General features: G+C 40.6%; 11 protein-coding genes. 7 read left to right on the top strand and 4 right to left on the bottom strand.

Annotated features, from left to right (window positions below; all coding sequences use genetic code 11):
* Window positions 1-20 precede the first annotated feature (20 nt).
* Complete coding sequence (locus tag ACGLYD_RS07560) at window positions 21-776, bottom strand: SDR family NAD(P)-dependent oxidoreductase (protein ID WP_082786558.1); 756 nt, start codon at window positions 774-776, stop codon at window positions 21-23.
* 63 nt (window positions 777-839) lie between these two features.
* Entirely contained in the window at window positions 840-1,646 is an 807-nt protein-coding gene (locus tag ACGLYD_RS07555; protein WP_187047715.1) for an SDR family NAD(P)-dependent oxidoreductase, read from the bottom strand.
* A 141-nt stretch (window positions 1,647-1,787) separates the two neighbouring features.
* Here ACGLYD_RS07555 and ACGLYD_RS07550 point away from each other — a divergent pair, with 141 nt between their 5' ends.
* From ACGLYD_RS07550 to ilvA, 3 genes are all read left to right on the top strand, one after another.
* Window positions 1,788-2,123: a diacylglycerol kinase family protein gene (locus tag ACGLYD_RS07550; RefSeq protein WP_187047714.1), complete on the top strand. Its 336-nt coding sequence runs from the start codon at window positions 1,788-1,790 to the stop codon at window positions 2,121-2,123.
* The gene (locus tag ACGLYD_RS07545; RefSeq protein ID WP_222618024.1) at window positions 2,108-2,686 is read left to right on the top strand and encodes a hypothetical protein; all 579 of its coding nucleotides are present in this window, start codon (window positions 2,108-2,110) and stop codon (window positions 2,684-2,686) included. The genes ACGLYD_RS07550 and ACGLYD_RS07545 overlap by 16 nt, the downstream gene beginning before the upstream one ends.
* Window positions 2,687-2,808: 122 nt before the next feature.
* Complete coding sequence (ilvA, locus tag ACGLYD_RS07540; RefSeq protein WP_067208991.1) at window positions 2,809-4,077, top strand: threonine ammonia-lyase IlvA; 1,269 nt, start codon at window positions 2,809-2,811, stop codon at window positions 4,075-4,077.
* Window positions 4,078-4,178: 101 nt separating this feature from the next.
* On the opposite strand, the gene ACGLYD_RS07535 is transcribed toward ilvA, so the two are convergent.
* Together ACGLYD_RS07535 and dacB are read right to left on the bottom strand one after the other, a co-directional pair.
* On the bottom strand, window positions 4,179-5,027 hold the full coding sequence (locus ACGLYD_RS07535) for a neutral zinc metallopeptidase (protein WP_338652439.1): 849 nt from the start codon (window positions 5,025-5,027) through the stop codon (window positions 4,179-4,181).
* 160 nt (window positions 5,028-5,187) lie between these two features.
* Window positions 5,188-6,675, bottom strand: a complete 1,488-nt coding sequence (gene dacB, locus ACGLYD_RS07530) for a D-alanyl-D-alanine carboxypeptidase/D-alanyl-D-alanine-endopeptidase (RefSeq protein ID WP_399632199.1) — start codon at window positions 6,673-6,675, stop codon at window positions 5,188-5,190.
* A 138-nt stretch (window positions 6,676-6,813) separates the two neighbouring features.
* On the opposite strand from dacB, the gene selD reads away from it, so the two are divergent.
* The 4 genes from selD (at window position 6,814) to ACGLYD_RS07510 (ending at window position 12,158) form a co-directional block, all read left to right on the top strand.
* On the top strand, window positions 6,814-7,863 hold the full coding sequence (selD, locus tag ACGLYD_RS07525) for a selenide, water dikinase SelD (protein WP_399632196.1): 1,050 nt from the start codon (window positions 6,814-6,816) through the stop codon (window positions 7,861-7,863).
* Between the two features lie 33 nt (window positions 7,864-7,896).
* Window positions 7,897-8,961: a tRNA 2-selenouridine(34) synthase MnmH gene (gene mnmH / locus ACGLYD_RS07520; RefSeq protein ID WP_067208983.1), complete on the top strand. Its 1,065-nt coding sequence runs from the start codon at window positions 7,897-7,899 to the stop codon at window positions 8,959-8,961.
* Window positions 8,962-9,468: 507 nt separating this feature from the next.
* The gene (locus tag ACGLYD_RS07515) at window positions 9,469-10,956 is read left to right on the top strand and encodes a catalase (protein WP_067208981.1); all 1,488 of its coding nucleotides are present in this window, start codon (window positions 9,469-9,471) and stop codon (window positions 10,954-10,956) included.
* A 176-nt stretch (window positions 10,957-11,132) separates the two neighbouring features.
* Window positions 11,133-12,158, top strand: a complete 1,026-nt coding sequence (locus tag ACGLYD_RS07510) for a hypothetical protein (RefSeq protein ID WP_399632192.1) — start codon at window positions 11,133-11,135, stop codon at window positions 12,156-12,158.
* Window positions 12,159-12,196: the final 38 nt, after the last annotated feature.

Here is a 12,196-nt window from a genome sequence, read left to right as displayed (position 1 = left end):
AGTCTGTTCAATTAGTTGGTTTACCTAAGTTTAGTAATTCCACCATCGACCATTAATGTTTGTCCTGTAATGTAATCAGAATCGGCACCTGCCAAGAATACAGCAGCCCTCCCGATATCATTTTCTAGGTCACCAAGTCGTTTTAACGGAATCTTAGACACCATTGTTTCGAAAGCTTCAGGTTGTGCTTTTGCCCATTGCTGAATCCCAGGAGAATCCGCAAGTGGTGCAATTAAGTTCACATTGATTCCGAATGGACCAAATTCATTTGCAGTAACACGCGTAATCGCCCGGATTGCTTCTTTTGCCGCAGCGTATGTAGCTTGGTTAGCGTCTCCGTTTATACCTGCTCCAGAAGCGAAGTTAATGATTTTACCTTTCGTCTCCTTTAAATAAGGCAATGCAGCCTGCATTAAATAGAACGTCGGATAAAATCCTGTGTTGAACGATAAGTCTAGATCCGCTTGCGTAATCTCTTCGAATGGCTTATTTGTCGATGCGTGTGCATTGTTTACTAAAATATCCAACTTACCGAATTTCTCGACGGTTTGCTTCACTATTTCCGGCAATTTATCATGCTCGGCTAAATTCGCTTGGATAAAAATCGATTCCGGTTGATAAACTTGCAATTCCTTAATTGCCTGTTCCCCTAATTCCCCATTTAAATCGACGATGACAACTTTAGCACCTTCTTTTACGAATGCAGTCGCCATCCCTTTACCAATACCTCCGGCTCCGCCAGTAATAATTGCAACTTTGTCTTGAAGTTTCATAATTAATCAAACCCTCTCTTAAATCGTCTATTGTTAACTTTTCTATATGGATTATCTATTGAATTCTTACGATTTTGCTTGTGACATTAACTGATGAAAGTCAGCAATACTTGGGTTGCTTAAATAGTGACCACCTTCAACTTGAATCGTTTGGCCAGTAATAAACTTGGATTCATCAGAAGCTAAAAATAAGACGGTATTTCCAATATCGTCAGCTTCCCCATGGTATGGTAATGCGTTATATTTCTCAAAAATATCAAGTACTTCTTGTGACATATTTTGTTTTGCAGCAGGTGTTAAAATCAAACCAGGAGCAACTCCATTACAACGTATATTGTCTTTTCCATATTGCGTTGCGATATATTTCGTCAAGTTTACAACTGCAGCCTTCGATGCACCATAAGCTGAACGGACAGAATCCCCCGCAAAGGCAGCCATGGATGCAGTATTAATAATAGAACCTCCGCCTGCTTTTTGCATATGTGGAATTGCATATCGGCTTCCTAGTAAAACACTTTTTGCATTCACATTCATTAAACGATCCCACTCATCTAAATCAATATTCACGACATCCAAATCTTTTTGCAAATTTGTCGTCCCTACATTGTTATAGAGGATTGTAATGGTACCAAACTGTTCAACCGTGAAATCAATCGCATCTTTAATTGATTGTTCACTCCCAGCATCCAAAAATACAGCAACGGCATCTCCACCGTCGTTTAAGATATTTTGGGCAACTTGTTTCGCACCTTCCAGATTAAAGTCTGCAACGACCACTTTTGCACCTTCTTTTGCAAGAAGTGTAGCAGTAGACAACCCGATACCTGATGCCCCACCTGTTACTAATGCAACTTTATCCTGTACTCTTCCCATAAATTTACCCCTCTCAATTTCCAATTTAGATAGTACCACTCAATATACTTTAACATTAAATCATATTGAGAGGAAGCTTTAACTTCGTAAGCCTATAGATCCAAATGTGCTACTATGAAAATAGTAGCATTGGGGTATGTTATGTATCTTTTCATCGTAAATCCATTATCGGGAAATGGCCAAGCTTGCTCATTATGGGATGAAATCGAGAAGAAAGTGAAGCAAAAAAATAGAGAATACAGTGTGATTGTCAGTGATTCAGAAGTTACAGCACGCAAATTCATCACAACTTACCTTCAGTCAACTACCATTCATGCTGTGACAGTTATCGGTGGAGATGGCACAATGAGTTCTGTCATACAAGACATTGCTGGAACCGGTATTCCACTCGCTATTCTACCTGCTGGTTCAGGAAATGACACTGCTCGGATGTTCCGCCTAACTACTCACCCTGATCGTTTATCAAAGGACTATTAGAGCATCGGACTGTTGCCATTGATTTATTAAACATAAATGACCGTTTTGGCATTACTGTCGCTGGAATCGGGCTTGATGCAAGGATTGGTCAACGTGTAAATCACTCATTTTACAAACCGATATTAAATAAGCTTGGCTTAAGTTCATTCACTTATACCATTGCTGCGATAATTGAGTTACTGTCATTTAAGCCGTTTAAAAGTACAGTCACAATCGATGATATGACCTATACATACGCTATTACCTGGCTCACTGCTTGTGGAAATACTTCCTCCTATGGCGGCGGATTAGTCGTTTGTCCCGGAGCCTCTCCAACAGATAGTATGTTAAATATTACAATGCTTCATGATGTAGGGCGGATGAATATCTTAATGCGCCTATTTCTTGCTTTGCTTCGGGGTCAACCGATTCTCAGGAAAGGCGTTACATACAGAACGGGAAAAGAAATCACAATTGAAACAGACAGGCCAATTCTCGCAATCATCGATGGAGAAGTTATAAAGTCCACCCCACTCCATGTTGCAATTCATGAAAAAGCATTGAATCTTATTCTAACTAGATAAGACAGATTGCCATTTTCCCTTTCGAAATTAACTCATAATTACAAACATTGATGTGTTTATTCTCCTTCTGTCATGTTAGTATAGAAAAATGATCTATTTATATGGAGGGTGCTGAGATTACTATGAATCTAACAAAGACGGAACCAACTGGAATTCAAGTCGAGGATATACTGATTGCCAATCAATTACTAAAAGATGTAGTCGCACATACTCCTCTACAAAAGAATGAACGACTATCAGAAAAATACGACTGTCGAGTCTATGTAAAAAGGGAAGATTTACAACATGTTCGTTCCTTTAAATTACGGGGTGCCTATTATAAAATCAAAACCATAGAAGCAGCTGCGCTTGAAAAAGGTGTTGTCTGTGCCAGCGCAGGTAATCATGCGCAAGGAGTCGCTTTTGCTTGTGCGCATCTAGGTATTGACGCAAAAATATTCATGCCACAGACAACTCCGAAGCAAAAAATTAACCAAGTGAAAATGTTTGGACGGAATTATGTAGAAATCATTTTAGTGGGCGATACATTTGATGATTCATCCGCTTCAGCGGTCGAATGTGCGACTGCTGAAGACAGAATTTTCATCCACCCATTTGACGATTACGATGTCATTGCCGGACAAGGAACAGTCGCGGTTGAAATCATGAATGATATAGAGGAACCTGTTGATTTTGTCTTTGCCAGTATTGGGGGCGGCGGCCTTATGTCTGGTTTGAGTACTTATATTAAAAACCTGTCACCACATACACGTATGATTGGTGTAGAGCCTGAAGGTGCTGCTAGTATGAAAGCAGCATTAAAGAATAATGAAGTGACAACCTTGGATACAATCGATAAATTCGTTGATGGGGCAGCCGTACAAAGTGCCGGCCAACACACATTTGAAATTTGCCGTAAGTACCTGGAAGACATTGTACTAGTTCCAGAAGGTAAAGTGTGTACGTCTATCTTGGAATTATATAACCAACATGCAATTATCGTAGAACCAGCAGGTGCGTTATCTATCGCCGCATTGGATTTTTATAAAGATGAGATTAGGGGGAAGTCTGTCGTATGTGTCATAAGTGGCGGGAATAATGATATTGGTCGAATGCAGGAAATTAAAGATAAATCATTGATTTATGAAGGACTTCTTTATTATTTCATTGTTAACTTTCCTCAGCGTTCTGGTGCGTTACGTCAATTCTTAGATGAAGTACTTGGACCTGACGACGATATCACTACATTTGAATATACAAAGAAAAACAACAAAGAAAGCGGCCCTGGACTTGTAGGCATTGAAGTAAAGAGGAAGTCAGACTACGAAGGACTTATTCAGCGAATGCATGATTGCGGTTTCTCTTTTAAAGAGGTTAACAATGATAGCACGTTATTTGAGTTACTTATCTAACTTGCTTTTTGATAACTAAAATCTTGCTTATGGCGATTATGTCCTAAGCAAGATTTTTTCATTGTGCCATGGAGGAAACCCTTGTCACCTCCATGATTCTTTTACAATCCACTTGCTTTAAATGTATCACCACCCTCAATGGTGCCGTTTTCAAATCCTTTAGTAAACCAGCGCTTCCTTTGTTCAGAAGTTCCGTGAGTAAAGCTGTCGGGGACAATATACCCCTGGGCTTGTTCCTGAATGCGGTCATCACCTACAGCACTCGCTGCTGTAATTGCTTCATCAAGATCACCTTCTTCAAGAAAATTCATGTCCTTCTGATGCCTTGCCCACACACCAGCAAAATAATCTGCCTGTAATTCAAGGCGTACCGAATATTTATTAAACTCTTCTGTGCTCAGTTTTGGGCGAAGAGCATTCACTTGCTCATTGATGCCTAAAAGGGTTTGTACATGATGTCCTACCTCATGCGCCACAACATAGGCCATCGCAAAATCCCCAGGAGCTTGGAACTTGTCTTGAAGTTCTTGATAAAAACTTAAATCAATATAAAGTTTGTGGTCGCCTGGACAATAAAATGGTCCAACGGATGCTCCTGCTGCTCCACACGCAGATTGAACGCTATCTGTATATAACACGAGGATTGGTTCCTCGTATTCCAACCCTTGTTCGCGGAACAATTTTGTCCAAACAACTTCTGTATCTGCAAGAACTACTGAAACAAATTCCGCAAGCTCCTTTTCTTCAGCCGTTTCTTCATATGGAACCGAGGGACCCGAATCCGCACCTTGTAAGTCATTCAAAACTTCACTTGGACTGCCTCCAAGAAAAGTAATAATAAGTATAAGAATTAAGCCGCCAATACCGCCCCCGGCTAATGCTATACCCCCTTTTCCCTTGCCTCTTCGATCTTCAACATTCGAACTTCCTTTTCTGCCTTTATACTCCACATAACTTCCTCCCGACATCTGATTTATGCATTGAATACTCAAATTGTACATATGTATTTCTTGCTATACCCAAAATGTCCAGAAAGTAATTATTACAAAAAAATACATGACACTAAAAAAACATCGAGGTAAATATATCCCGATGTTCAAATTCACATTATTATTTAATTGTTGAATTAGTTATAGCAGTTGCAATACGGTCTAGGATAGGAATCGTACTGGATTTGTGATCCTGCGTTAGGACACTGAAAATGAGCGTTTCTCCATCTTTTGTTTGTGCATATCCTGCCAATGCACTGACATTTGTCAAGCTCCCCGTTTTCGCAATGACATTACCTTTAGCAGTTCCCGTTTTCATGCGATTCCTAAGCGTACCTCCGATGAATCGGTCCGGTGCCCCAGCAACAGGTAGTCCTTGCGCAAACGACCCGTACCAGGGTGCCGTTCGCACTTGATACAATAACTCAGTCAGTTGTGCAGATGTCACTTTATTCGCATGGGACATACCGGATGCATCTTCAAACAACCATTCGTTCACATCTAAACCGACTGACTCAGCATAGTCGCGCATCACCCGTAAACCTGCATTCCAGCTGCCATCCCCATACTTCATTTTCCCCATTGCCTTCGCCAATACTTCAGCATGTGAGTTATTACTTAATTTCATAAAAGGTCTCATCAAGCTCTTTAATGGCATGGAATTTTTAGTTACGAGAATTTTGGATTCTTCTAGAGTTTTTCCCCGTAATACTTTAGATGAGGGATCAAAATTTATCCCTTTTGCTAGTAATGATTTTTTAAAAATATCAAGTGCATAGGCAGTTGGGTTGGACACAGTAATCCACTCTTTCCTGCCAGCGGAACCAATCGGGACATTTCCAGTAATCATAATGTTATTCGTACCGTATTGACGTTCAATTTTCAAAGTGTTTTTAGTCCACTTAGGAACTGTCTTAGAACGATTGACCACTCGAACAACGCCAGTTTCCGGGGTTAGCATTACTTTTGCTACTTTCCCGCGTGCAGCTGGCTTTGCGTCTACAATGACCGTTCCAGCATCGTAATCCGTATTCGGAGATACAGTCAATGCTGAAATCTGAGCTGCATAGTAATAAGATTCATCATTTTTATCAATACCTGGTGATAAACGAATCGTATCGAACCAAGTGTCATCCCCTACCAGATTACCTGAAATCCGTTTGACTCCAAGTATAGCCAACTTCGAAGCAAAATCATCAAAGTCTTTTTTCAACAACGTAGGATCGCCTGTCCCGCGAAGGTATAGATTTCCGTCTAGTATTCCATTTGTTACTTTGCCATTTGTTAATACATCTGTAGTGAAACGATAATTTTCACCAAGTGTCTCAAGTGCTGCCGCTGCTGTGAGTATTTTCAGCGTGGAGGCGGGTGTAATCCCTTTATCACCCTGTTTTTGGTAGATGATTTCCCCAGTTGAAGCTTTGCGCACGGTTACGCTGCTAGAAGCTGCACGCATTCTACTATCTGCCATAATCGTATTAATGGTGTTTTCCAACCCCTCATACGAAACAGCTGCAGACACGGTTGAATGTTCTGGAACCGTTGTAAATAGCATTCCAACGAACAATAATACAGATAGTAACGATAGTGCTATTCTTTTTTGAATCAAACCTGTACCCCCTTAAAATTTGCACGAACTATGAATATTCTACCATAAGAAATAGATTGCGAGGACTTGCTATACTAAATCTATTTTCCCATTGTGTTAAGATTATAAATAGAATTGTAATCGAAAGGTGGAAAAATAATGGAGAAAACTGAACCAGTAAAATTGACTTCCCTTACAAAAAAAGGAGGCTGTGGCTGTAAAATCGGACCTGCAGATTTGGCGGAGGTATTACGTAGCCTACCAGTTGCGACTCCCAATCCTAATTTGCTCGTTGGTCTCGATACGAGCGATGACGCGGGTGTTTATAAACTGACTGATGAAATAGCCATGGTACAGACGCTCGACTTTTTCACGCCAATTGTCGACGATCCTTACGATTTCGGTCAAATTGCTGCAACAAATGCAATCAGTGACATCTACGCAATGGGTGGAACTCCAATTACAGCGCTAAACATCGTTGCTTTTCCAATCGCTACGCTGGATAAAAAAATCCTGACAGAGATCCTTCGTGGTTCCGGTGATAAATTAAAAGAAGCAGGAGTTACACTCGTCGGCGGACATTCAATAGATGATCAAGAACCAAAATTCGGTCTTGCCGTAACCGGAATCGTTCATCCCGATAAAGTACGAACAAATGCCGGTGCACAACCAGGTGATAAATTACTTTTAACAAAACCAATCGGTGTCGGGATTTACACAACTTCATTGAAAAATGGTTTATTATCGGAAGAGGAAATTGTCTATGTTACAAAAATTATGACCACACTTAATAAAACGGCGGCAGAAACAATGGCGACATACGATGTCCATGCGGCCACAGATGTAACTGGCTTCGGACTACTTGGACATGCATCTGAAATAGCGAAAGCAAGCGACGTGGGTATTCGAATCTTTGCAGACCAAGTACCAACACTCCCCCGCACAAAAGAACTGGCGGAAGCTGGAAAAGTACCTGGCGGAACAAAGAACAATTTCGCCCACGTAGCGGATGTTGTCACGTACTCGGAAACAATGGACCAATTCGACCGTTGGATTTTATGTGATGCAGTTACTTCTGGTGGACTGCTCATAGCACTCCCTGGAGACCAGGCGAGTCAACTGTTGGATGAACTCCAACAAAAAGGCGTAGACGCACGGGTAATCGGCGTAGTAACCGAAGATAATAAAGGACGGATCACTGTCATTTGATAAAATGTAAATTTTGGTTAGAAGGTGTATTGAATGTTTCGAGATCTGATGTTGGAAGATATATTTACATTGCAAGAAAAAGGCCCACATACATTCATTGATGTCCGTTCTCCTAAAGAGTTTAATGAGGCGACGATTCCTGGAAGCATTAACATTCCTGTCTTTGATGATGAGGAACGCGCGGAAATCGGAACTCTTTATAAACACAATGGACAAGAAGTTGCCATGGAAAGAGGGCTTGAAGTCTTTTCAGAGAAATTGCCGGATTTTATTCGTGCTTTCAAACTTATTAAAACGCCTATGACGGTATTCTGTTGGCGTGGCGGCATGCGCAGTAAGACAGCGGCTACTGTCCTTGATTTAATGGGCATTCATACCACTCGACTAAGTGGAGGGATCCGTTCGTATCGCCAATGGATCGTTCATGAATTGGAAAAGGAGAACTTTCCGCCAAACTTCATTGTATTGAATGGCTATACGGGTACTGGTAAAACAGAGATTTTGAAGCGTCTAGCGAACAATGGCTATCCAGTCATCGATTTCGAACACATTGCTGGTCATCGCGGTTCTATTTTCGGACAAATAGGACTTGAGCCAAGCAATCAAAAAAAATTCGACTCATTATTAGTCCGTGAATTAGAACGTTTTAAAACTGAGCAGTATGTTTTCATAGAAGGTGAGAGCAGAAGGATTGGGAAAGTAAGTTTACCGCAATTTATTTATGAGAAAAAGGAAATTGGGATGCAAATTGTCATTCACCTCCCTCTTGAGGAACGGGTCAAAATTGTTTTAGCAGACTATGAACCGTGGAACAACCCGGAACGTTTCAAGGAGGCTTTTCAATTAATTAAAAAACGATTACATACCCCCATTGCCAAGGAGATTGAAACGCATTTGGAAAATGGTGAGTTTGCATGGGTAGTCGAGTTGCTACTTGAACACTATTACGATCCAAGGTATAAACATTCTGGTTATCAAAATACTGACATACAGAAAGTAGATATCGATGCGAAAAATATAGAAGACGCATTTCAAAAAGTTCTTCATACAATCGAGCGAGAGCAATTGCGCCTAGGTGTAATTGCGTCCGAATTTTGAATTGCGCTTGTTTCCGTAGGACGAGGCGATTTTAGTCTGAATTCTCCTAATCAGTAGGGATTTCTGCTGATTCAAGTTAACATTGCCTCTTTATCGAGAAAATGAACTGCCTGAACAATCTACCTTATCGTTGACTGTTCAGGCAGTTTTTCATTGTTGAGATATGCCGAATCACAGAATTCTCTTTAACGTTTAATTAATTTTTATCATACCCGTATAATTTTACTGACTTTTCCGTTAATAAAAGTTAATATAGAAGGAGAATCCTATTTTCCGAATTGCCTGCGTCTCATTTCTAAGTTTTTTATATACCTTCTAATTGAGAATGGTTATATGTAATTCTCCCCCTCTTCATTCAGTAAAAGTGCATACGAAGCTACTTACGACTTGAGGATATGCAGCCTTTATAAAAGAATTAATTTTAGTAGATGTTATTAGTAGATATATTGTTTCTTTTTTAGTATGATTATCATGTAGGAATTAAAACAATCTAGGGAGTGAGAATCTATGACAGAAAAAGACAATAATAAAAAATTAACAACTGCTGCTGGTGCTCCAGTTGTGGATAATCAAAACTCAATGACTGCTGGGCCTAGAGGGCCAATACTATTACAAGATGTTTGGCTATTGGAGAAGCTCGCGCATTTTGATCGCGAGGTTATTCCTGAACGGCGTATGCATGCAAAAGGATCTGCTGCGTATGGTTCATTTACCGTAACACATGATATTTCACAATATACAAAAGCAAAAATCTTCTCTGAAATTGGTAAGAAAACAGATATGTTCGTTCGTTTCTCAACAGTAGCCGGTGAACGTGGTGGTGCTGACGCAGAACGCGATATTCGCGGATTTTCAATGAGATATTATACAGAAGAAGGTAACTGGGACCTTGTCGGAAATAACACACCTGTGTTCTTCTTTAGAGACCCAATGCAATTCCCAGACTTGAACCATGCTGTTAAGCGTGATCCACGTACAAATATGCGTAGCGCCAATAACAACTGGGACTTCTGGACATCACTACCTGAGGCACTTCACCAAGTAACAATTGTTATGAGTGACCGCGGACTTCCAAATTCGTACAGAAATATGCATGGTTTCGGAAGCCATACCTTTAGTATGATCAACGCTGACAACAAACGTGTTTGGGTGAAATTCCATATGCGTTCACAGCAAGGCATTGAAAACTTGACTGACCAAGAAGCCGAGGCAGTTGTTGGGAAAGACCGTGAAAGCCATCAACGCGATCTATATGACAATATCGAAAATGGGAACTTCCCGAAATGGAAAATGTACATCCAAGTAATGACAGAAGAACAAGCCAACAATATGCCTTACAACCCGTTTGATTTGACAAAAGTATGGTATAAAAAAGACTTCCCTCTTATTGAAGTTGGCGAATGGGAATTAAACCGAAATCCTGATAACTATTTTGCAGAAGTAGAGCAAGCTGCTTTTACACCCGCAAACGTTGTACCAGGTATCAGTTTCTCTCCGGACAAAATGCTACAAGGTCGTCTCTTCTCCTATGGAGATGCACAGCGTTACCGTTTAGGCGTGAACCATCACCAAATTCCGGTCAACCAACCGAAATGCCCAGTTCATAGTTTCCACCGTGACGGCGCGATGAGAGTCGATGGCAATATGGGTAGCACACTTCATTATGAGCCGAACAGCTATGGTGAGTGGAAAGAACAACCAAAATATAAAGATCCAGCACTAGATCTTTTCGGTGCAGCAGACCAATGGAATTTCAGAGAAGATGACGATAATTACTTTGAGCAACCAGGTAAACTCTTCAACTTAATGAGCATAGAACAACAACAAGTTTTGTTCGAAAATACGGGTCGTAATATGAATGGCGTTGAGAAACATATTCAGCTTCGTCATATTGTTCACTGTTACAAAGCGGACCCTGCTTATGGTCAAGGTGTAGCAGATGCACTTGGTGTTTCTTGGCACGAGGTGGAAGCAGCTGTTGGTTCTGAAGATTAATTATTGAAGCAAATAAGGAGTGTACTTCGCATAATAATGCGAGGAACACTCTTTTTTTATAGGCAATCCCTATCCCTACACCCTTTTAGACATTCACTATGATACTACTGACTTTTATGTGAATCACAGGTAGAATAGAAAGTGTATTTAGAATATACAGTAGGGGGAAACTATAGATGTCTATTACTTTTATAGCAAAAGAAGAATTTTTTACGTTTCATGATCCGATGCAAGATGGAAAATTGATTGACCGCAAAACTGAAATTCGAATGGATCCGCTAACAGGAGAAACATCCCGAATCATTTTCGACCCAGGTGCATCCTTTACGTCAATAGATTATTCTGAGCTCGCAACACAAACCGCGGGTAGTAAATGTCCATTCTGCATTGAAAACGTACACACAGTCACACCTAAATTCCCGAATAATTTAACCGAAGACGGCAGGATAATTCAAGGAGAAGCCGTCGTTTTTCCAAACCTCTTCCCTTACAGCAAGCATAATGCGGTGGTCCGAATGTGTGATCAGCATTACGTTAAACTCGATGAATTCACAACACCAATGATTGCCAACTCCTTTTCTGCCGCACATAACTATTTGAATAAAGTTATTGCCCAGGATCTGGAAACTGCATATGCATCCATCAACTGGAACTACTTACCCCCTTCAGGCGGTAGCATTTTACACCCACATATTCATGTGCTGGCCTCTGAGATGCCGACCAACTATCAATTGATAACATTAGCAAGCAGCGAGCAATTTTACACAGAAACAGGAAGAAACTATTATGATACATTAATAGAAAGTGAGCAAGATATTGGTGAACGTTTTATCGCGACGGTGGGTTCCATCGACTGGGTTCATGCTTTCGCACCTAAAAGTCATATTGATTTCATTGGAGTTTTAGGTGCTTCTTCGTTAGGTGAATTAACGGATACCAACTGGCAGGATCTCGCAGAAAGTCTCACGGGCTTTTTCAATTACTTTGAATCAATCGGTATCGCAAGCTTTAACCTCGCCCTGTTTATCCCTGTAAGTAAGAATTCATCTGACCGTGTTCACGTTCGAATTGTTCCCCGATTGACTATGGGCGCACTCCAAACAAGTGATATGAACGTATTCAATTTCTTGCACGGAGAACCGCTAAGTTTAAAAGTACCTGAAGAAATCACAAAAGAAATAGCTGTGTATTTCAGTAAATAATTTGTACAAGTTCCCAAATAATTTCGGGATGAATAGGT

The sequence above is a fragment of the Sporosarcina sp. SG10008 genome (genome assembly GCF_044569405.1).
Lineage (GTDB): Bacteria > Bacillota > Bacilli > Bacillales_A > Planococcaceae > Sporosarcina > Sporosarcina psychrophila.
The sequence above is the reverse complement of the archived record's forward strand: the minus strand, read 5'-3'. Positions and strand labels throughout refer to the sequence as shown.